13 protein-coding genes are annotated in these 20,975 nt (G+C 64.1%); 4 read left to right on the top strand and 9 right to left on the bottom strand.

Annotated features, from left to right (window positions below; translation table 11 throughout):
* Window positions 1-2 precede the first annotated feature (2 nt).
* On the top strand, window positions 3-1,301 hold the full coding sequence (locus ACIPW4_RS10745) for an ATP-binding protein (protein ID WP_400657480.1): 1,299 nt from the start codon (window positions 3-5) through the stop codon (window positions 1,299-1,301).
* Here ACIPW4_RS10745 and ACIPW4_RS10740 read toward each other — a convergent pair.
* The 5 genes from ACIPW4_RS10740 to wecB form a co-directional block, all read right to left on the bottom strand.
* Complete coding sequence (locus ACIPW4_RS10740) at window positions 1,276-2,367, bottom strand: GGDEF domain-containing protein (RefSeq protein ID WP_400657478.1); 1,092 nt, start codon at window positions 2,365-2,367, stop codon at window positions 1,276-1,278. The two genes, ACIPW4_RS10745 and ACIPW4_RS10740, sit on opposite strands and share 26 nt — an antisense overlap.
* A gap of 78 nt (window positions 2,368-2,445) precedes the next feature.
* Window positions 2,446-3,285 (bottom strand): DUF4434 family protein, encoded by an 840-nt coding sequence (locus ACIPW4_RS10735; RefSeq protein ID WP_400657476.1) that lies wholly within the window; start codon window positions 3,283-3,285, stop codon window positions 2,446-2,448.
* Window positions 3,285-6,287 carry a phage receptor gene (locus ACIPW4_RS10730; protein WP_400657473.1) on the bottom strand — a complete coding sequence of 1,001 codons (3,003 nt, stop codon included), beginning with the start codon at window positions 6,285-6,287 and terminating at the stop codon, window positions 3,285-3,287. The genes ACIPW4_RS10735 and ACIPW4_RS10730 overlap by 1 nt, the downstream gene beginning before the upstream one ends.
* Window positions 6,284-8,458: a cyclic di-3',5'-guanylate-activated glycosyltransferase NrfB gene (gene nrfB / locus ACIPW4_RS10725; protein ID WP_400657471.1), complete on the bottom strand. Its 2,175-nt coding sequence runs from the start codon at window positions 8,456-8,458 to the stop codon at window positions 6,284-6,286. The genes ACIPW4_RS10730 and nrfB overlap by 4 nt, the downstream gene beginning before the upstream one ends.
* On the bottom strand, window positions 8,455-9,609 hold the full coding sequence (wecB, locus tag ACIPW4_RS10720) for a non-hydrolyzing UDP-N-acetylglucosamine 2-epimerase (RefSeq protein ID WP_400657469.1): 1,155 nt from the start codon (window positions 9,607-9,609) through the stop codon (window positions 8,455-8,457). Before wecB ends, nrfB begins: the two co-directional genes overlap by 4 nt.
* Before the next feature lie 201 nt (window positions 9,610-9,810).
* On the opposite strand from wecB, the gene ACIPW4_RS10715 reads away from it, so the two are divergent.
* Complete coding sequence (locus tag ACIPW4_RS10715) at window positions 9,811-10,242, top strand: PACE efflux transporter (RefSeq protein ID WP_400657467.1); 432 nt, start codon at window positions 9,811-9,813, stop codon at window positions 10,240-10,242.
* 184 nt (window positions 10,243-10,426) lie between these two features.
* Complete coding sequence (gene ilvA / locus ACIPW4_RS10710) at window positions 10,427-11,989, top strand: threonine ammonia-lyase, biosynthetic (RefSeq protein ID WP_400657465.1); 1,563 nt, start codon at window positions 10,427-10,429, stop codon at window positions 11,987-11,989.
* Between the two features lie 35 nt (window positions 11,990-12,024).
* Here the strand turns inward: ilvA and ACIPW4_RS10705 are convergent, their stop codons facing one another.
* The 3 genes from ACIPW4_RS10705 to ACIPW4_RS10695 form a co-directional block, all read right to left on the bottom strand.
* Complete coding sequence (locus ACIPW4_RS10705; protein ID WP_400657462.1) at window positions 12,025-13,212, bottom strand: hypothetical protein; 1,188 nt, start codon at window positions 13,210-13,212, stop codon at window positions 12,025-12,027.
* Between the two features lie 63 nt (window positions 13,213-13,275).
* On the bottom strand, window positions 13,276-13,743 hold the full coding sequence (locus ACIPW4_RS10700) for a VOC family protein (RefSeq protein ID WP_400657460.1): 468 nt from the start codon (window positions 13,741-13,743) through the stop codon (window positions 13,276-13,278).
* Window positions 13,744-13,853: 110 nt separating this feature from the next.
* The gene (locus ACIPW4_RS10695; RefSeq protein ID WP_400657458.1) at window positions 13,854-15,473 is read right to left on the bottom strand and encodes an NADP-dependent glyceraldehyde-3-phosphate dehydrogenase; all 1,620 of its coding nucleotides are present in this window, start codon (window positions 15,471-15,473) and stop codon (window positions 13,854-13,856) included.
* A 138-nt stretch (window positions 15,474-15,611) separates the two neighbouring features.
* On the opposite strand from ACIPW4_RS10695, the gene ACIPW4_RS10690 reads away from it, so the two are divergent.
* Window positions 15,612-17,213 carry a putative bifunctional diguanylate cyclase/phosphodiesterase gene (locus tag ACIPW4_RS10690; protein WP_400657457.1) on the top strand — a complete coding sequence of 534 codons (1,602 nt, stop codon included), beginning with the start codon at window positions 15,612-15,614 and terminating at the stop codon, window positions 17,211-17,213.
* Window positions 17,214-17,224: 11 nt separating this feature from the next.
* Here ACIPW4_RS10690 and ACIPW4_RS10685 read toward each other — a convergent pair whose 3' ends face one another.
* Window positions 17,225-20,815, bottom strand: coding sequence for a dermonecrotic toxin domain-containing protein (locus tag ACIPW4_RS10685; RefSeq protein ID WP_400657455.1), 3,591 nt, complete (start codon window positions 20,813-20,815; stop codon window positions 17,225-17,227).
* Window positions 20,816-20,975 lie beyond the last annotated feature (160 nt).

The raw sequence follows: 20,975 nt of genomic DNA, 5'->3' as shown, positions 1-20,975 counted from the left end.
GCATGCTGAAAATCCTGGTGCGCCTGTATCTGGTGATCATCGTCGCCTACGCCGGGGCGCTGCTGTTGATCCCGGACACCATCGTCGGCCTGTTCCACGACCGCTTCATGGCCTACAACCTGGACCAGGCCAAGGGCGTGCAGTCGCTGATCGTCCGCCAGTTCCACCAGGCGCCACGCGAACAGTGGCCGGCGGTCGAGCAGGACCTGGCGAAGGTCTTCGCGCCACTGCAGGTGAGACTGCTGCGCAGCGAAAAGGCCGGCTTGAGCCCGCAGGAACAGGCGCGCCTGGAGCACGGCCTGTACGCCGTGCGCATCGGTGACTGGGGCTATTACGAAACGGTACTGGCGCCATTGGACAAGGACTGGCTGGTGAGCCTGCATTCACCGCCAGACCCGCTGGACATCAACGTCCTGTCCTGGGGCGTGACCGTGCTGATCGGCGCGGCCATGCTGGGCTGCCTGCTGCTGTGGGTATGGCCGCACTGGCGCGACCTTGAGCGCCTGAAGGAAACCGCCCGGCGCCTGGGCCAAGGGCGCATGGCCGAGCGCACGCAGATCTCGCCGCACTCCAACATCGGCGAGCTGGCAGGGGTGTTCGATACCATGGCCGGCGACCTGGAACGCCATGTCAATCAGCAGCGCGAGCTGCTCAACGCGGTATCCCATGAATTGCGCACACCGCTGACCCGCCTGGATTTCGGCCTGGTGCTGCTGTTCGACGAAGTGCCAGCGACCAGCCGCAAGCGCCTGCTGGAGCTGGTCGGGCATGTACGTGAGCTGGATGAACTGGTGCTCGAACTGCTGTCGTACAGCCGCCTGTACAACGCCGATCAGGCCCGCGAGCGGGTCGAAGTGTCGTTGCTGGAGCTGGTCGACAGTGTGCTCGGCGGCTTTGCCGAAGAGCTCGATACCCGCGGTATCCAGTGGGAGGTGCAGGCCGAGGACAACCTGCCACGCTTCGTGCTGGACCCTCGCCTGACCGCCCGTGCGGTGCAGAACCTGGTGCGCAACGCCATGCGCTACTGCGATGAATGCCTGTTGCTCAGGCTGCGCCTGGAGGCCGACGGCGCCTGCCTGTTGACCGTGGAGGATGACGGCATCGGTATTCCGGCCGAGGAGCGTGAGCGCATCTTCCAGCCGTTCTACCGCCTGGACCGCAGCCGCGACCGCAATACCGGCGGCTTCGGCCTGGGCCTGGCGATCAGCCGCCGGGCGATCGAAGGGCAGGGCGGGACCCTGACCGTGGCGCAGTCGGCCTTGGGTGGGGCGCAGTTCAGGATTCGCTTGCCAGCGGGCTAGTCCAGAGCACGAAGCGATCCTTGCCAGCGTGCTTGGCCTCGTACAGCGCCTGGTCGGCGCGCACCAGGGCCATGCTCAGGCTGTCCTCGCCGAGGACCCGGGCCAGGCCGATACTAATGGTCACCGGCGGCACACCAAGGTCCTCGCGCACACGCTGGCACAGTGCAGCCACCCGCTGCTGCGCCGCTTGCAGGTCCAAGCCATCGAAGAAGATCGCGAACTCCTCGCCACCCAGGCGGGCGAACGCCTGGTCGGCCACACCCGCCTTGATATGCATCGCCACGCGCTTGAGCACTTCATCGCCGATGTCATGCCCGTAGCGGTCGTTGACCTGCTTGAAGTTGTCGATGTCGACCATCGCCAGGTATTGCCCGGATGCCGATTGGCGCAGCATGCGTTCGGCCTTGGCCATGAACGAGCGGCGGTTAGGGATGTCGGTCAGGGCGTCGACATAGGCTTGGTCCAGCAGCACCTTGGACAAGTAGAAGTTATGCAGCTTTGCCTGGCGCATCTGCAGGTAGCTGTAGATCACCAGGCCGCTGAGGAACGCCGCATAGCTGATGAGCATGGCGCCTTCGAGTTGATCGGCGTCGATACGGGTGTGGTAGAACGGGTTGAGCATGACCCAGGTGATGGCCATGGCGCAGAAGAACGACCAGCGCCGCACCGGCAGCACCGACACGGCATACAGCACGGTCGATACACCGAGCACCAGCCATACGGGGCGCAGGTTGACCGGGATGCCCTCGATCACCAGGCGCATGCCCAAGGTGATGACGGCGACGAACAGCAGGTTGAGTACGTCGAAATGGTGACTGCGGCGGGTGAAGTGCAGCACCACGGTGAGGCAGCCGAGCAGGGCGATGAACAGGCACGACAGCCAGGTGAAGCCTTGGCCACCGATGAAGCTGACGATCAGATCGAAGATCAGCCAGATAAGGGTGCTGACGCAGAACACCAGCATGCAGAACGGGCGCATGGATTCGAATTCGTGCTGGCGGAACTCGGCGCGCAGGGCGGCGGGGGCGACCTGCTTGCGCACATGCTCTTCGATGGTCTTGAACATCGGGGCTCCTGGGCGGAATGCATGACCAGTACCGGCCTCTTCGCGGGCGCGCCCGCGAAGAGGCCGGTACAGGCCGACTCAATTCTGTGGCAAGACACCCCGGGCCCATGGCCGATAGCGCAGTGCAAACACCGCTTCAGCATGGCACCCCGCATTCAGCCTCGGCTCTGCAGGCTCAGCCCGAAACGCCTGCCCCGCTGCACTCACCTGGCGAAACGCCTCGCGCACCACGCCCACCCGGCACGGCAGCGCCTGCTCATAGCCCTTGCGCACCAGTGGCGGCAACCGCCCGGTCCCTGCGCCGTCCTGCCACCACACAGTCAAGCCCAACCCGGCCAGTTGATCCAGCCAGGCGCCATTGACCCGCGGCGCCAGCTTGCCGGCGCTGAATGCACTGATGTGCAGCGGCTTGTCCAGCCGCCGGTTGAACGCCTGCAACTGGCTGTACAGCGCCTCGCGGCGACTGCCATCGCGAAAATGCAGATCGTCCAGCTCCATGGGCAGGTACCAGCCAGTCACGGGCAACTGCCAGTCCTGGCGCAGCCGCTGGTACTGGCCCAGCGAACGACCCAGTTGCGACTTCCAGTAATGGTTCAGGCCATCACCATCGAGCTCCTCGATGCGCTGGTAGTAGGCCGGGTCCAGGTACAGCCCCAGCACCAGCTCCAGGCCTTGGGCGTGGGCCTCGCGCAGGCTGTTGGCCAGCCAGCCCCGGGCACCGCCGAAATCACTGTCGCCGTAGGCGCTCCACTGAACGATCAAGGTCTTGCCCCCCTGAGCCTTGGTGGCGCGCCACAGTTGCTGCCACTGTGCCGGGGTCACGTTGGCATCACGGTTGAGCGGCTGATAGAACAGGCGTTGATCGGCCATGGCCGGCAGGCACAGGGCGAGCATGCAGATTGCCAGGAGCGTACGCATCAGAAGGTCATCTCCGCGCCAACCAGCACCCCATTGGCGCTCTTGTAGAGGTTGCCACCCAGCGACTGCTGGTACTCGGCGCGCACTTTCAGCGAGCCGCGGTAGGCGTTGTAGCGGTCGTCGTCGAACCACCACTGCCAGCGCACGCCGACCCCGGCGCGGGCGTCCTGGCGCCAGTCGTTGCTCGGGTCCTGGCTGGAGAATTCGAAGAAGCCGTAAGGCATGAGGGTCTGCGGCGAGTTGCCGGGCAGCTTCCAGGCATGGCCCTGCTGGTAGCGCGACAGCCAGGCGTGGTCGCCAGCGCGGGTCCACCAGGCGGCGTCGAGGTAGAGGAAGCGCTCCTTCCAGTCGTCTTCGTCGACCCGCCAGTCGTTGCGCCAGTCGCCCTGGTCGAGGAACGACGCGGTGGCGCGCAGCAGCAGGTCGTTGCTCGATTCGGCGTGGTGGCGCAAGTCGCCCCAGTTGCCGCCGACCTTGGCCGGGCTGAGCAGTTCGCCAAGGCTCAGGCCGCTGTAGTGATCGTCGTCGATCTGCCGCTGGTGGTACAGCTCGGCATACAGGTTGAGGTTGGCCTGGCCGAGCGGCTTGAAGCGCAGGCCGACGCCGGTGCCCATGCTTTGCGCATAATCGGTGCGGCTCTGGCCGCCGAACAGCACCCGGCCATAGACCGACAGGGTGCTGCCGTTGCGGCTGGGTTCCTCGCCCAGGGCGTGGTCCCACATGGCCAACTGCACGTTCTGCGATTGCGCGCGCCGTGAGGTGCCGCTGCGCTGACCATTGTCGAGGAACTTGTCGTTGGTCGAGGTGCCGGCGGGCGACCAGGTGCTGGCCAGGGTGATGGTGTCGCGCCGTGACAGGCTTTCGTGGGCGCGGCGCTGGCGGTATATGCGGGCTTCGAGGCTACCGTATTCGTCGTCGCCATCCACCAGGTTCTCTTCCACGTCGATCACCCGGCGCAGCTCGCGGCGTGCGGCGGCACTGTTCTCGGCTTCGTCGTAGCGCACCGCGAGGGTTTCACCCAGGCGATAGTCCTCGGGAAAATCGTGGGTGGCGCGCTCCAGATAAGGGATCGACTGACGGCGCTGAGCCGCGTCTTGCGAGCCGGCCAGGCGCATGCCGTAGTCGGCACGGTAGCGCGGCTGGTTGGGCGCGAGGCGCACGGCCTCGGCCAGCCAGGCGGTACTCTGCGCGCTGTCGCCGGCCAGTTGGGCAGTGCTCGAGGCCGCGTAGTAGTGGTCGGCGCGCGGGTTGTGTGCCAGGGCCTGGCGCTGCAAATCCAGTGCCGCTGGCAGGTCGCCCTGGCGCTGGGCGATGGCGGCACCCAGGGCCCAGTCATCGGCACTGTGGTGTGCGGCGGCGTCCCAGTAGCGGCGGGCGGCGTCGGCATCGCCGGCGTTCAAAGCCCCGCGCGCGGCGGTCAGGCGGGCGTTGTCGGTCCAGGCACTGGCCGGCAGGTTGCGCCAGATCGGCAGGGCCGCTTCGGAATCGCCAGCCGCTTCCAGGGCATAGGCCAGGGGCAGACGGTTATCACCGTCACCCAGCCGTTCGGCGGCCTGGTAGTAGACCACCGCTTCACCGGGTTGATCGGGCATGGCGCAACGGCCCAGGGCGCGGAAGTGGCCGGCTTCGGTCGGGTTTGCCGGGATGGCCCGGCGCACGGCGTCGCACTGGCCGTTTTCCGCCAGGCGGCCGAGCAACTGGGCGCGGGTGTTGGCGTCGACCCGGGGGATCAGGCCGAGCATGGGCTGGCTGTTCAGCGGCCCATCATTACGCGCGTAGATATTGCCCAGGCGCTGCAGCAGCGACGGTGTCAGGCGCCCTTGGCGACGGTCATAGGCCTGCTCCAGTAAGGCGCGGGCGTGCTCGCTCTGGCCTTGTTGCAGCAGCAGGTAGGTTGTTTGCTCAAGCGCAGCCAGATCACCGCTCTGGCGGTAGCGTTTTTCCCATTCGCCGGCTGTACGTGGTTGTGGCGGCGGCACCGGGTCGCCATACAGGCGTTGCTTGAGTACCGCATAAGCGTGCGGGTCCGCGCTGGCTGGGCAGTCCTTGAACTGTTCGCGGGCAACGTCCGGGTCACGGCGTGACAACCAGTCGACAGTCTCCAGGCAAGGGCGCTGCAGCTCGTTGCTCAGGCGCCATACCAGTGGCGCGTCATCACCTTCACGGGCCAGCTCCCACAACTGCTGGCGTTGCTCAGGTTGCTGCAACTGCTCGGTGGGCAATTTTTCCAACCAGCGCTGCGCCAGTTGGTTGTGACCGACGGCAATGGCGCGATTGGCCATGGCCAGGCGCGTCCGGTTGGCGACTTCGGGGGAAGGGGCACTTTGCAGCAGTTTTTCCAGGCCCTTTTCATCGACTTGCTGGACATAGGCGTTGGCCAGTCGCTGCCAGCCTTCGGGGGGCAGTTGTCCTTGGTCGGCCAGAGGTTGCAGTTGGTCGATGGTTTCCTTCCAGTTACGCAGTTGCTCGGCGAAGTTGGCCCGGGCCAGGCGCAGCACCTGGCCATCGCCCTGTGGCGGCAGCTGGTTGAGCCAGTCCAGGGCTCTGCCGGCACCGCCGAACTTGGCCAGGCTCAGGCTGTAGGCCTGCCACAGGCGGACCCGTTGGGTGCCATCGGCGCTGGCCAGCCAGCTTTCCACTTGACTGGCCGGGGGCGGATCCTGCTCGATCCAGGTCAGGCGCAGCGCCTGCAGGGCGTTGGCGTATTCGGGGCCATTGCCCAGCGGCTCGGCCATGGCTTCGGCGTCCTTGTAGCGGCGCTGGTGAGCCAGGGCCTCGACCAGCAGTGAGCGGGCCTCGTCATTGTTCGGCACGCGGTTGAGTACATGGCGGGTCAGGCGTTCGACTTCGGTCCAGTTGTCCTTCTTCGCTTCGCGGTAGCTGCGCTCCATGAACGGGTAGCTGGTGAAACGCTGGAAGTCGGTCATCGGCGCGGCTTGGGCAGTCAGCGCGGTGGAGCACAGCAACAGGCCGGAAAGGGTGAAGCACAGACTCTGCTTCATGCCACCTCCCGGGTCAGGTCAAAGGCAGCCTGCTGTTCGCTGGCCTGTTCGGCGAGGGCTTGTTGCAGAACCTCCTCGGTGATGATGCCGCGGGCGATCAGGTGCTCGCCGAGGCTCTGCTGCTCGGGGTCGAAGTCGATCAGCGCCTGGTTGAACAGGGTGACCGGGACCATGCCACGTACTTGCAGCAGCGCGCCGAGCATGACCTGGTGCTGACTGACCCGTTCGAGCAGGTCGGCATCATCCTGATGCCGCTCCAGCACGGCGAGCATGGCGTGGGTTTCGGCGTTCTGCCAGGGGCTCGGGTAGTGATGGCGCAGGCCCAGCGTGACCCGGCCCTGGGGCGCCAGCCGGCAACTGACCGGGCGTTTCAGCTGGCGGCTGATCACCCCCAGCGATACCTGGCTGACCGGGCTCTCACTGGCCAGCACCAGGGTGTCGCCGTCTTCGGCGACCGGCAGCACGCCATAGTGCGTGGCCAGCCGGCGTGGCAGCTTGGCGATCAGTTGCGGGTCGAGCTTGAACGGGTTGAGCGGTGCCCAGGGCAGGTCAAGCTGTTCAGCCAAGGTCTGTACAAGCTGCTCGCTGTTCAGCCAGCCCCGCAGCAGCAGTTCGCGGCCCAGGCGCCGGCGCACCGGGCTGGTGATCGCCTGCTCCAGCTGTTCTTCCGTGATGTAGCCTTTTTCCACCAGGCGATGGCCCAGCGGCGTGCGCGCAGGCGAGGCGAGCGCAGGGAATTCGTGGGTGGTCTTGTCCCACGCCACCCGCCGCGAATCCCCCATCTCCATGACCTGGCGCAGAGCACGCAGGTTGGCGAAGAAGTTGACGAAGTTGCTCCACATCATCCGCGGTGCCGACAGCAGGCCTTCGAAGATGCCGTAGTAGCGGGTCACGAACCAGCCGCGCTGGAACAGGCGGTTGACCAGCATTAGACCATTGAGCCAGAGCAGGGTGGTGAGCAACTGGCTGTCGCTGAGGATCGACATGAAACGCCAGGAGTCCGGGGCGATCACGGTCACCAGCCACATCGCCAGCAGCACCAGCAGCAACAGGTTGACCAGGAAGCTCAGCAGGTAGGCGAACAGTCCCCGGCGGTCACGCCAGAGGAAGTAATTGAGCGCGCCGGTGCGGCTCCAGCCGAGGTTGCTGGTGCCTTGGAAGACGATGCCGACGATCCACCGCGACTTCTGCCGGATGGCGTGCTGCCAGTCGCGCGGGAAGTGCTCGCGCACGCAGATCACCTGGGCGAACTCGCGGCTCATGCCTGGCCGCCACTCGTGCTTGAGGGCCAGCGCCGGGTCGGTGATTGAATAGCGGGCGAAGATGCACTTCATGCCCTTCTGCTTCAGGCGAAAGCCGATGTCGTAGTCTTCGGTCAGGCTCTGCACGTCGAAGGCGATGCCATCGCCGTCTTCAAGCAGCGCGCTGATGGCGCGGCGGCTGAAGCAGGTGCCGACGCCGGCGCTGGGCACCTGGCCAGTCAGCGCTTCGCGCACGATTACGTCCTTGCCATGGTTCTCGGCGAACTCGTCGACATAGTGCCCGGCCGTGAAGCCCTTCCATTCCGGCGCGTAGGGGTACACCGGGATCTGGATCATGTCCTTGTTCGGCAACAGGTAGTTGAACAGGCGCAGTTCCATGGGCGAGATCACATCTTCGGCGTCATGCAGGATGAACCCGGCGAAGGTGATGCGGGCATCGTCCTGGAAGCGCAGGATGGCGTCGATGATGTTGTTCAGGCAGTCGGCCTTGCTGGTGGGGCCGGGCCGCGCGCAGACCACCTTGTGCACGTTGGGGTAGTGCAGGCACACGGCGTCGACGTCGGCCTGGGTCTGCGGATCGTTGGGGTAGGTGCCGACGAAGATCTGGTAGTTCTCGTAGTCGATGGTCGAGGCCGCCAGGCGCGCCATTTCGCCCACCACGCCCACCTCGTTCCAGGCTGGAACCATGATCGCCAGGGGTTTTTCAGGCACCTCGAACAGGCGTTTCTCATCGGCCTTTTCGTGCTTGTCGTAGATGCGAAAACGGCGGATCAGCTCGCGGCTCCAGTAGCACAGGTCGATGAACAGGTCGTCGAGGCCGAGCAGGAACATCAGCGAGGCGAGGATGATCGCGAGGATCTTGAGGCCGAACAGCACATAGGTGAGGAAGTCGATGAACGCCAGGCTCATGCGTCATCTCGCGGCTTGGCAGTTTCCTCGAACCAGCGGCTCAGGCGAACGGCGATGATTTCGCTGGCGTGGCCGTCGCCGAACGGAGTGAAGACCCGCGCCATGCGTGTGTAGGCCGCTTCGTCGTCCAGCAACTGGCTGGTTTCCTTGACGATACGCTCGGCCTGGGTGCCGACCAGCTTGACCGTGCCGCCTTCGAGCACCGACGGGCGCTCGGTGACCTTGCGCAGCACCAGCACTGGTTTGCCCAGCGCTGGTGCTTCTTCCTGTACGCCACCGGAGTCGGTAAGGATGATATGCGCGCGGTTCATCAGCCAGACGAAATGCTGATAGTCCTGTGGTGCTACCAGGTGGATGTTGTCGCGCCCGGACAGCAGGCCGTAGACGGCTCTCTGCACTTGCGGGTTGAGGTGTACGGGGTAGACGAACTGTACATCGGGGTAGCGCAGGGCCAGTTCGGCCAGTGCCAGGCAGATACGTTCAAAACCGGCACCGAAGTTTTCCCGACGGTGGCCGGTGATCAGCACCATGCGCTGGCCATCGCGCAAGCGGTGCAGCGGGGAATCGGCGGCGGGATGCCAGGCGGTTTCGGTGAGGTATTCACGCATCCACAGCAAGGCGTCGATGACGGTATTGCCGGTGACCTCGATATGCTCCAGCGGCACACCTTCGCGCAGCAGATTGTCGCGGGACTTGGTGGTGGGGGCGAAATGCAGGTCGGCGATCACCCCGGTCAGGCGCCGGTTGGCTTCTTCGGGCCAGGGTTGCTGCAGGTTGCCGGTGCGCAGCCCGGCTTCGACATGGCCGATGGGGATATGCCGGTGGAAGGCGGCGAGGGCGGCGATGAAGCTGGTTGTGGTATCACCGTGGACCAGCACGATATCCGGTTTGACCTGTTCGTAGGCCTTGTCGATCTTGTCCAGCAGGTCCCGGGCCAGGCCGTTGAGGGTCTGGTTCTGGGTCATGACCTTGAGGTCCTGGTCGACACTCAGGCCAAAGGCAGTGAGCACTTGCCCGAGCATCTCGCGGTGCTGGCCGGTGGAGCAGATGTGCAGGTCGATGTCCGGCCACTCGCGCAGGACCCTGGCCAGTGGGGCCATCTTGATCGCCTCTGGGCGGGTGCCGAATACCATCATGACGGTGTTAGCCATCGTCTTGTTCCTCGTACGATTCCCTGGACGAAGGGGTAAGACAGGTCATCGCTCGCAAGTGATAGATACAAGCAGGCGCATGCGGGATTGTCCAATGGCTGATGAGCGTTCGGCGTGACAGGTTCAGCGCCTGCCAGAACATCCTTTTTATTCAGGCCTTCATCTTGTAGTTTTGTAGACCGATTCTTTTAGGAGCTGAACATGCAAGGCAAGGCACGCAAGGTCGTCCAGGCCATTCTCTACGAAGCCATCGCCGTGGCCTGCGTGGCGCCGGCGCTGGAACTGGCGTTCGCCGCCGGCATGGCCCAGTCCACGGTGCTGTCGGTGCTGATGTCGGGCATCGCCATGAGCTGGAACATGGCCTACAACTGGGCCTTCGAGCGCTGGGAGGCGCGCCAGCGCAAACGCGAGCGCACCGTGCTGCGCCGGGTGCTGCATGCGCTGGGCTTCGAGGGCGGGCTGGTGCTGATCCTGCTGCCGCTGGTGGCGTACTGGCTGGATGTCAGCCTGTGGGCGGCGCTGATTACCAACCTGGCCTTGTTCGTGTTCTTCTTCGTCTATGCCTTCGTGTTCCAGTGGGGTTTCGACAAGGTCTTCGACGTGCCGCTGTCGGCGCAACAAGCAAAGTGTTGACTTGGCCAAGCCCGGCGGGATATCGTCCTACCCCATGAAAACCTTCCCGCACGTGAACGCCATTATTATTACCGCCATTATCAGCTTGGCGGGCTAGCGCGTACGTGCACCGAACCCGCCCTGGAGGCGGGTTTTTTCTCTCTGACTCCTGGGCAACGTGAAAAAAGCCAAGGAGTTGCAATCGATGTCCAGCCTCAACGTCAGCCCTCGTACCCCGTCCACCGCGCAGCAACTGCTGTCTGAACAGGTGCGCCGCATTCTGTCCGCGCCGGTGTACGACCTGGCCATCGAGACACCCTTGCAAGCCGCCCCCGCACTGTCTGCCAGCCTCGGCAACCAAGTGTTGCTCAAGCGCGAAGACTTGCAGCCGACCTTCTCGTTCAAGATCCGCGGTGCCTATACCCGGCTCTCGCGCTTGACCCACGCCCAGCGCGAACGCGGCGTGATCACAGCCTCCGCAGGCAACCATGCCCAGGGCGTGGCCCTGGCGGCGGCGCACCTGGGCATGAAGGCGACCATCGTCATGCCCACCACCACACCGTCACTCAAAGTGGAAGGGGTGCGCTCACGGGGTGGCCACGTGGTACTGCACGGCGAGAGCTTTCCCCATGCCCTGGCCCACGCGCTGAAATTGGCCGACAGCGACGGGGCAACCTTCGTGCCGCCGTTCGACGACCCGGACGTGATCGCCGGCCAAGGCACCGTGGGCATGGAAATCCTGCGTCAGCAACCCGGTGCGCTGGATGCGATCTTCGTGCCGGTTGGCGGTGGCGGGCTGGTGGCGGGCATTGCCGCCTATGTGAAATACCTGCGCCCCGAGGTCAAGGTGATCGGTGTCGAGCCGGAAGACTCCAACTGCCTGCAGGCGGCCATGGCAGCGGGCGAGCGGGTGATCCTGCCGCAGGTCGGTACTTTCGCCGATGGTGTGGCGGTGGCGCAGATCGGGGCGCATTGCTTCGAACTGTGCCGGCATTTTGTCGATGAGGTGGTGACGGTCAGCAGCGATGAGCTCTGCGCCGCGATCAAGGACATCTACGACGATACCCGCTCGATCACCGAACCCTCCGGTGCCCTGGCCGTGGCCGGGATCAAGAAGTACGTGGCCCGTGAAGGCGTGCAGGGGCAGACCCTGGTGGCCATCGACTCCGGTGCCAACGTCAACTTCGACCGCCTGCGCCATGTGGCCGAGCGTGCCGAGCTGGGCGAGCAGCGCGAGGCGATCATCGCCGTGACCATCCCCGAACAGCCCGGCAGCTTCCGGGCCTTCTGCCAGGCCCTGGGCAAGCGGCAGATCACCGAGTTCAACTACCGCTACTACCCCGGCAAGGAGGCGCGCCTGTTCGTCGGTGTGCAGACCCACCCCGTGCACGACCCGCGCGAACAGCTGCTGGCCAGCCTGCGTGGTCAGGGCTACAACGTTCTCGACCTCACCGACAACGAACTGGCCAAGCTGCATGTGCGCCATACCGTGGGTGGGCATGCCGCGCCGGGGGCCGACGAGCGGGTGCTGCGCTTTGAATTCCCCGAGCGGCCAGGGGCACTGCTGGGCTTTCTCGAACGGCTCGGCAAGCGCTGGAACATCAGCTTGTTCCATTACCGCAACCATGGCGCGGCAGAAGCGCGGGTGTTCGCGGCGCTGGAGATACCGGCCGACGAACAGGCCAGCTTGCCGCTGGCGCTGGACGAGATGGGTTACCGCTACTGGGACGAGACCGATAATCCGGCTTACCGGTTGTTCCTTGGTTAAGTTGCCCACTGCCTGAGGTGCTGACGACGGGGTCTTCAGCGCTCACGCATGAAGAACCCGGCCACATACTTGCGGAACGTCTCCAGGCTCTTGAAATCGGCATAACGCTTGAAGTTCTCAGCATCGGGCTCCGGCCCGATCGGTTGCTCCAGCAGCGACACCGACAGCACCCGATCCTGATCCGAGGTCAGCACCAGCTCATCCATTACCTGGCCTCCGATCACCGGCCGGCGCATCTGCACCTTCACGCCTTTGCTGGCCATCCAGTCGATCAGCGACACCAGTGCCCTGAGCGGCTCGCGCTCTTCGTCGCGGTACACCGGGAACAGGTGCGCGCGCGACAGCACCGGCACGCTGGCCACGTGGATCAGTTCGTAGAAGTGGCTGCCCGCCGTGGTGGGCGAGTACAGCGCCAGTGCCAGCAGTGGGCCCGACGCCCGACTGCCACCCCAGTACAGGTGGTGACCCTGGAAATCGAAGCCGTCTTCGCTGCGGTTGTTGAACAGCTTGCGCCCCTTGATCTGGTCGACGCAGTCCAGCAACAGCCCATGACGGCGGTGGTTGCCGAACACCGTGGCTTCGCGCAGGCGGGACTTGAGCATCATCATGTGCTTCATGTCCAAACGGGTTTCAAGGTAGTTGCTGGCCGGCACCCGTTCGAGCAGCGGGTAGCGGCTGGCGACACTGCGCAGCTCGGCGAATTGCTCGGTGAGGTCTTTCTTCAGGTGCGTGGCGTAAAGGTTAAGTCCGCTGATCTCGACCCAGGTCAGCAGCAGCGACAGTAACCGCTGCTGTTCGCGACGCTCACTGCCTTCGCCCAGCGCGCCATTGTCGTCACCGGCCTTGCGGTAATCGCCGATAAGGCGCAGCGGCGTGTCAGGTGCGAGCCAGGCGACAGGTACAGCCGGCTCGTCTTCACGCTCGCTGGCTTCACGCTCGTCCTTGGTGAACGGACAGCCGGGCGCATGTTCGGCAGTACCTGGGTTGTTCTTCAGGAAGAGCGTGCCAGTGCTGCCATTGAGGGTGACATTGAGCACCGGCAAGGCATCCTTGCGGCAATCGCAGGCCAGCCACTGGTTGGCGCTACGCACCTTCATCAGCAGCTGGTTGGCCTGTAGCAGGCGAGGCCCGGCGAGGTTGGCGGTGGCGAAACCGATCAGCAGGTCCTCTTCGGCGGGGGTCAGGCTGCGCACCTGCGCGGCGGTTTTGTCGATGATTCGCATGGGGCAGCTCCTAGCTACGAGCCTCAAGCTTCAAGCAAACGCGCCGCGCTTTCAACTCGTCGCTCAGCTGCCACCGAACATCTTCGCCGCCCGGGCGCGAATCTCTTCGGGGCTGAGGTCCTCCTTGTGGGTGGAAACGAACCACATATTGCCGAACGGGTCCTTCAGCGAGCCGCTGCGGTCGCCGTAGAACTGGTCCTTGACCTCGTGCAGTTGAGTTGCGCCCGCCGCAATGGCCTGGGCATAGACCTTGTCGCAGTCCTCGACGTACAAATGCAGGCCCACCGCAGCGCCCGCGAGTTTCTGGCTGGCGGTCAGGCCGCCTTCCATGTCGCACGGGTCGGCGAGCATCAGCGAGGAGTCGCCGATGCGCAGTTCTGCGTGGCCGACGCGGCCATCGGGGCCTTCAAGGCGGAACATTTCTGTGGCGCCAAAGGCCTTCTTGTAGAACTCGATGGCCTTGGCGGCGTCGCTGATGGCCAGGTACGGGGTGATGCTGTGCTGGCCGTCGGGGATGGGTTTTGCTGCCATGTCGAACTCTCCTTTGCATGGGGCACCGATCGGCGCCCTGATGCTTAGAGTCGTTTGCGCAGAGGGAAAATCGACCGTGTCGCTAGATCGATTCTCTATAAGCGCGGCCGTCAGAAGATGTAGTCAGTGGTCAGGAAACTCGACTGGCGGTTGCGGATGATCTCACTGATCAGTTCCTTGTTGGCTTCCTGGAAGCGGGTGGCGACCAGGGTGCGGATAGAGAACACACGCAAGGCATCGTGCACCGACAGCGTGCCTTCGGCGCTGTTCTTGCGGCCGTTGAACGGGTAAGTGTCGGGCCCGCGCTGGCACTGGGCGTTGAGGTTGATGCGGCCGACCTGGTTGGCAAAAATGTCGACCAGGCTGCCAATCGTCGCCGGATCGTTGCCGAACAGGCTCAGCTGCTGGCCGTAATCGGAGTCGAGCACATAGTCGATCACGGTCTGCAGGTCGCGGTAAGGCACCACCGGCACCACCGGGCCGAACTGTTCCTCGTGGTACACGCGCATGTCGCGATTCACCGGGTAGAGCAGGGCGGGGTAGAAGAACGAGCCGCGGCTCTGCCCGCCGCCTTGGTTGAGCACCCGTGCGCCTTTGGCCGTGGCATCGGCCACCAGCTGGTCGAGGTAATCGACCTTGCCCTGCTCCGGCAGCGGCGTCAGCGCGACACCCGGCTCCCAGGGCATACCTGGCTTGAGGGCAGCGAGCTTGCGCTGGAACTTGTCGAGGAACGGTTCGACCACGTCCTCGTGCACGAACAGGATCTTCAGCGCCGTGCAGCGTTGGCCATTGAACGACAGCGCACCGGTAACGGCCTCTTCCACGGCGTTGTCCAGGTCCACCTGGGGCAGGACGATGCCGGGGTTCTTCGCGTCCAGGCCCAGGGCCGCACGTAGCCGGTGCGGGCGCGGGTGCAGTTTTTTCAGGTCGCTGGCCGCCTTGTGGGTGCCGATGAAGGCGAACACATCGACCTTGCCGCTGGCCATCAGCGCGCTGACCGTTTCCCGGCCACGGCCGTAGATGACGTTGATCACCCCCGGCGGGAAGCTGTCGCGGAACGCCTCGAGCAGCGGGCGGATCAGCAACACGCCGAACTTGGCGGGCTTGAACACCACGGTGTTACCCATGATCAACGCCGGAATCAGCGTGGTGAAGGTCTCGTTGAGCGGATAGTTGTACGGGCCCATGCACAGTGCCACGCCCAGCGGCGCACGGCGGATCTGGCCGAGGGTACCTTGTTCGAGTTCGAAGCGGCTGGAGCGGCGGTCGAGGTCCTTGAGGGCGTTGATGGTGTCGACGATGTAGTCGCAGGTGCGGTCGAATTCCTTTTCCGAGTCCTTGAGGTTCTTGCCGATCTCCCACATCAGCAGCTTGACCACGGCAGTGCGCTGTTCACGCATGCGTGCCAGGAAGGTTTCCACATGCTGGATACGTTCGGCCACGCGCATGTTCGGCCAGGCGCCGCGGCCCTTGTCGTAGGCATTGACCGCCGCGTCCAGGGCCGTGAGGGCAGTGTCGGCGTCAAGCAATGGCGCGCTGCCGAGCTCGACCTGATGCTCGCCGTCCGCTTCTTTCAGCCAGACTGGACTGCGCACCGTGGCCAGCGGCCCGTCCCAGCGCCTGAGCTCACCGTTCACCAGGTAGTCGCGTTGTTCCAGCGGTGCTCCCAGGCGCCAATTTTCGGGAATGTCGCCGGCGCTGGGAAACAGCGAATCGAGCAGATGATCCATGGGTACTGCACCTCACGTGACTGGGCGGGTGAAACGCTTCAGCTTCGAGCATGCACCCTCGGCAAGAAAAACACCAGTCTGGCTCAATATTGCGCGCTCCGCGCCGATACAGGGGCAATCGCGCACACCTGCAGGCTTATGACCCCGTCCAACTCCCCGATGACCCACGACGAAAAACCGACTACCGGCACGCTGCGTCGCGCCCTTTGTCGCCTGTTGCCAGTGGGCGTTTCCCTGGCCGGTGTCGGGGTGTCCATGCTGCTTGGCCACGTGGACATACAACGCCAGCAAAGCCCGCTGGGTGCGAGCCTGTTCCACTCGCCGCTGTTCTGGTTCGCCCTGACCTGCAGCGGCCTGCTCAGCCTTTTCATTGCGCAGATCAACCGCAAGCAGCGTCAGTTGCAGCAACGTAACCGCGAGTTGCAGCGCTCGCAGGCCCAACTGGAGCGTCTGGCGCATTACGACACCATCACGGGCTTGCCCAACCGTGTGCTGTTCCAGCGGCAGTTGGCCGAGGCCACTGCCGCAGGCCATGGCCTGGCGGTGCTGCTGCTGGATATCGACGGTTTCAAACAGGTCAACGACAGCCTCGGCCACGCCATGGGCGATCTGCTGCTGCAGCAGGCGACCGCGCGCTTTTTGCAGGAACTCGACAGCAGTGACCGGGTATGCCGGCTTGGCGGCGATGAATTCGTGTTCATGCTCCAGGGCACCCAGGGCCAGGTCAGCCATCAGCTTCGCCAACTGCTGCGCTGCCTGCAGCGGCCGTTCGACCTCAATGGCAATGCTGCGCTGGTGACGGGCAGCATCGGCTTGGCCTGGTGCCCGCAGCATGGTGAAGATGTGGGCAGCCTGTTGCGCCATGCCGACACTGCCATGTACGCGGCCAAGGAAGGTGGCCGCAACGCCTGGCGCCCTTATCACCCGGACATGACGGCGCGGCTGCATCAGCGCCTGGAGCTGGAACGCAACTTGCGCCGGGCACTGCAGGATAACGAGTTCGAGTTGTGGTACCAGCCCAAAGTCGACCTGTTCAGCGGCCAGCTGGAAGGGGTCGAGGCACTGCTGCGCTGGCGTGACCCGGAACACGGGCTGATACCGCCTGGCGAGTTCATCCCGCTTGCCGAACGCAGTGGCTTGATCATTCCCTTGGGCGAACGCGTGCTCGACCTGGCCTGTGCGCAACTGGCTGCCTGGCGCGCTGCCGACTGCCTGCCGGGGCCACTGGCGGTCAACGTGGCGGCGCTGCAGATCGAGCGCAGTGACTATGTCTCGAGCCTCGCGATAGCGCTGGAACGGCATGGACTGGCCCCTAACCTGCTGGAAGTGGAAATCACCGAGAGCCTGCTGATGGAGAGCCAACAACAAGCCTGCGCGGCCTTGGCCCAGCTGCAGGCCATGGGCGTGGCCACGGCGGTGGACGACTTCGGCACCGGCTACTCGTCGCTGGCCTACCTGCGTGCCTTGCCCATCGATCACCTGAAGATCGACCGCGCATTCATCAAAGACTTGCCCGATGACGACGATGCGGTGGCCATTGCTCGGGCGATCATCGACCTGGGGCATGCGCTGGGCTATCGCATCACGGCCGAAGGAATCGAGACCCAGCAGCAGTATGACTTCCTGCGCAATGCCGGCTGTGACCAGGGGCAGGGCTACTTGCTGGGGCGGCCGATGCCGGCCGCCGAGTTGCAGGGGTGGGTGGCGCGCAACCCGCTCAGGGCGCGGGTGCCGCGGTAGTGACAGCGGATTTACAGTGCGATCTGGAAAAGCTCGTAAGCCGGGCGCCCCAAAGCGTGCTGGCGTAACTGCCGGTCATGATCGATCTCAGTCAGGCGGCGCCAGAATTCTGCGTGCGCTTGACGCGGGTGTGATGTGAAAGGCTCATCATCGAGCAGCACCCTCAAGTCTCTTCGATACTGCAGCGGCAGTCGGCTCCAGATCGCCGCTTCAGCGGAGCCGGTGCCGTGGAAGAAGTCGTCATAGTCGCTGTCGTTCACCAGCAGATCTACCTGATGCGCCGAGTTGTAGGCTTCGACTTCATCGAGCATGTTCGGGCTCAGCCATGGGCTCTCAAGGCGCATTGCCCGGGCGATCGTTTGCGGCACGTGAAAGCCGGCCGGTAGCCGTTGCAACTGATTGCCGGCCAGGTCGATCGTCACGGGTGTGTTGATGATGCCATCCAGCCCTCGCGGCAATTCGGTCAATGAGCAGTTATCCATGAACAGCGTGACCAGGTGCGGTATCCGGCTCAGGTCGGGAGCTTGCAGCAAAGGATTGCCCCCCACGTCCAACACGCCCAGGTTGGTAAATTGATCGAGCATCTGCTGGGCGTCGTCATCCCAGGTGATGCGGTTGTTGTCGATGTCCAGCCAGCCCAGTTCCTGGGGATTTGCCAGGCGAGGCAGGCGACTGAAGCGGCAGCCGGTCAGGTAAAGACGCTTGAGCCCGGGAAAGCGTTCGTAGAACTTGGCTGGCAACTGGCTCAGGTTGCGATTGTTTTGCAGCGACACATGTTCGATGTGGCTGAAATCGTCCGGCAAGGCCAGGCTGGCCAAGTCGTCGTTCGTCAGGTCAAGACCAGGGAGCTCCAGGCTGTGAACCTCGGCATTCAGGCCTAGGGGCAGCCTGGAGATGCGTCGCCAGGCATTGATGATGGGGCCTATGGCTTCCTGGCGCCGATGCGGGAATTGCGGGTCGGGGCGCGCCCATTCATTCAGGTCGTGACGCAAGGTCTGCAGGCGCTGCTCAAGGTCGCGCATGGCTTGTGTCGGGGAGCGCAACTGCCGTCGCCACTCCTGCTCAGCCCGACGGAGGTCGTCGTCAGTGGCAGAGGGATATAAACGGCGATAGCGAAGTGCCAAGGGTTCCCGCCGATAAGGGCTGATGCGTGTGGTTTCAACCCCGCCCTTCAAACCACCGAGTTTGATCCGCGGGCGCATGTCCCCTGTCCAGAGGCGTCGGAGCAGCTCGCTGCGACGAGGTTCGGTCCAGGCCAGCAGGCGGTGGCGCAAGGTGTTGCCATCCGAGCTCGAAATATCCAGCGCCTGCCGCCAGGCACTTGGCAGTGCTTGTTCGATTGCTCGGCACAGGTCCTGATCCTGGGTCGCCGGGGCAGGTCGCTCGCCGAGGTCAGCCTCATAACCTCCCATTGTTTTGACCACGCGGCAGACCCGGCTGGCCAGGCCGGTTCCGGTGCTGTCAAGCAGCGGACCTTGCGGGCTGCCAGCGCGCAACTCAAGGCGCAGGTCCGCAGGCCATTCAGGCATGTCATCGAGGTAGCTGAACAACAGCCGTTCGCTGTCGGTTGTCGCTTGCAGGGGCACCATCAGTTGTTCCAGCGCGCGAACCAGCGGCCATTCGCGATGACTTGCGGCTTCGCCCTGGAGCGAGCTGGCGGGTACGCCCGTTGCCATGCGTTCCAAGGTGCCGAGCAGCATTGCAGGCGCTGGCTGGCCTTCGAGGTGCACCTGGCGCAAGCGGGTGGCATCGACGCCGCAGATGCGCCCGGCCAGCTCCAGTTGCTCCGGGGTATAGGCCGCGTAGGGTTCGCCCAGGCGTTTTGCCAACACTGCGAATGGCCACTGCTGTGGCTGTTCATGCTCGGCGCGCCATGCACCCTGACCATTATGTTCCAACGGCGGTTGGTAAGCGTCTGGCGCATCGGGATGGACGATCCGCCATTGCTGGATGTCTGGGTCGAAACGTTGTTCGTAGAGTTGACCCTCCATACGTATGAAATGGCTGCCGTCATGCAGGTATTGGCCTTGCGCATTGGCTTGCACCCCTTCCGGCAGCGACCGGCGGCTGCGGTAGGGTTTCAGGTCTGGTTGCCATAGACGGTAGTGGCCGTCGTTGCTACGAACTTCCTGCAGATTCTCCAGCAAGGGACTGTTGAACAGCTTCGGCACGAGGTGGCCTGCCGTTGCCAGGCCGCCAATCAGGGCCAGGTCAAGGCCGACCGCTTCGAGCTGCTGCAAGGCCAGGTGGCGGTCGCCTTCGAGCCAGGCTTCATAGCCTTCGTAGACTTCACCCAGCAATTGGCAGGCGGTGACGGCCAGCATCAGGGTGCCGACCGCCGGGATGAAAAAACCTGCCACGTTGAGTACGTTCAGGCCAAGGCTTTCCCACGCTTCGAGGCGTTTGGCGCGAGCCTGTTCATCGGCCACGGCAGTGGGCACCGCGAGCTGTTCGGCCTCACTTTTCAGGCGCGCCAGGTACAGGTCCTGATAGACACCAAAGGGTTCGCCGTCGATGGCATGGAGCTTTGGGTGAAGGTCGGCCGGGCTGGCGTTGTCCAGGTTCTGTTGCAGCAAGTCGAAGAAGCGTGGCTGGTCATTTCGGCTCAGATAGGCCTGAAAGCGCTGACGGTTCTCTGGCTCGCGCAGCAGTGTCGCCAGCAACTGACCAATGTCGCCGGGATTAGCGCAGCTGTGCAGGGCAGGGGTATTGCCAGGCAGGTAGAGCAGCCAACCGGCGTTGCCGCCATCGATCACCATCACTTCGTGCAGCAGGATGCCGAACAGTGCCAGTTGCCAACATGGCACCGCGCCGTTCTGCAGGAGTTGGTCTACCTGGTCGTATGCCTTGCCACTCAGCTCATGGCGCAGGTAGCCCAAGTCCGCCGCCAGACGCAAACGGTCCTTTTGTACTGTCATGGCCTGTGCACGCACTTGTGGCGCAGCGAAATATTGCTGCAGATGGGACTGGTAGGCAGCCCCGAGGTCGAGTGCCCGGCAGGTTTGCGCGAATGTTTCGGGCGTGAGCTCAAGACGCTCGACCTGGTACTGTTCCGAGTTCAGCAAAAAATGCGCGGTGGGCGTCTGCGCGCCCGTCATAGCAGTAGCCTGCACCGTGATGGGTGTCACATGGATGGCACCGCTGAGGGCGATGGCGCTTTCGTGGGTGAACGTCTCGTCATCGGCAAAGTTTTGCAATGCGGCCTGCAGCAGGTTGTCTCGACGGTGGTTGTAGAGGTAACGGAGCGCAGTCCAGCTCCAGTCTCGCTCGACCCGCAGCAGTTCGCTGCCGCGCAGTGTTGCCGTGAAGCCGAGCTCTGCCAGGCGAGCCTGCAGTATCGGTTCGGCAAACTCGCTGATCTGCTTCAGCCCCTTGAGCGCCCGTGCCAGTGTGGCTTGTGAGCGCAGCAGGCGCATGTGGCTGGCCTGCACGGCTTCCCGCAGGTCGGGCGCGGCGTTTTCGTACCAGGCCTGGTCGAATGCGTCCAGGCGCTGGCTGTTGTGCAAAGCTTGCCAGTGCTGTGGGGTTGCATGGCGGGCCCAGCTGGGAAGTTGGCTCGCGATCAGTTCTTCATGGGGCGAAACGGTAGTCTGGCTTGGCATGTCGAGGTCCCTTGGTCGAAAGGGGACATCAGGCAGCAAGTGCAAGCGAAAGCGGTGGTAATGGAATAGCGCAACGATCGATGGAGTGACACGAAGTTGATATATAGAAAAAGCAATACTGGGTGCCGCTCCGTGCGAGTAAGATTGGCGCCATTATTTA

The organism is Pseudomonas sp. NPDC089996 (genome assembly GCF_044748405.1).
Classification (GTDB): domain Bacteria; phylum Pseudomonadota; class Gammaproteobacteria; order Pseudomonadales; family Pseudomonadaceae; genus Aquipseudomonas.
This window is presented reverse-complemented; position numbering and strand designations above follow the sequence as displayed.

What these genes read in the sequence shown, in the direction of transcription:
- nrfB (WP_400657471.1), bottom strand. Translation starts at nt 8,458, where the DNA reads ATGAGCCTGGCGTTCATCGACTTCCTCACCTATGTGCTGTTCGGCCTC.
- ACIPW4_RS10695 (WP_400657458.1), bottom strand. Translation starts at nt 15,473, where the DNA reads ATGGATCATCTGCTCGATTCGCTGTTTCCCAGCGCCGGCGACATTCCC.
- ACIPW4_RS10690 (WP_400657457.1), top strand. Translation starts at nt 15,612, where the DNA reads ATGACCCCGTCCAACTCCCCGATGACCCACGACGAAAAACCGACTACC.
- ACIPW4_RS10700 (WP_400657460.1), bottom strand. Translation starts at nt 13,743, where the DNA reads ATGGCAGCAAAACCCATCCCCGACGGCCAGCACAGCATCACCCCGTAC.
- ACIPW4_RS10685 (WP_400657455.1), bottom strand. Translation starts at nt 20,815, where the DNA reads ATGCCAAGCCAGACTACCGTTTCGCCCCATGAAGAACTGATCGCGAGC.
- ACIPW4_RS10740 (WP_400657478.1), bottom strand. Translation starts at nt 2,367, where the DNA reads ATGTTCAAGACCATCGAAGAGCATGTGCGCAAGCAGGTCGCCCCCGCC.
- ACIPW4_RS10735 (WP_400657476.1), bottom strand. Translation starts at nt 3,285, where the DNA reads ATGCGTACGCTCCTGGCAATCTGCATGCTCGCCCTGTGCCTGCCGGCC.
- ilvA (WP_400657465.1), top strand. Translation starts at nt 10,427, where the DNA reads ATGTCCAGCCTCAACGTCAGCCCTCGTACCCCGTCCACCGCGCAGCAA.
- ACIPW4_RS10745 (WP_400657480.1), top strand. Translation starts at nt 3, where the DNA reads ATGCTGAAAATCCTGGTGCGCCTGTATCTGGTGATCATCGTCGCCTAC.
- ACIPW4_RS10715 (WP_400657467.1), top strand. Translation starts at nt 9,811, where the DNA reads ATGCAAGGCAAGGCACGCAAGGTCGTCCAGGCCATTCTCTACGAAGCC.
- wecB (WP_400657469.1), bottom strand. Translation starts at nt 9,609, where the DNA reads ATGGCTAACACCGTCATGATGGTATTCGGCACCCGCCCAGAGGCGATC.
- ACIPW4_RS10705 (WP_400657462.1), bottom strand. Translation starts at nt 13,212, where the DNA reads ATGCGAATCATCGACAAAACCGCCGCGCAGGTGCGCAGCCTGACCCCC.
- ACIPW4_RS10730 (WP_400657473.1), bottom strand. Translation starts at nt 6,287, where the DNA reads ATGAAGCAGAGTCTGTGCTTCACCCTTTCCGGCCTGTTGCTGTGCTCC.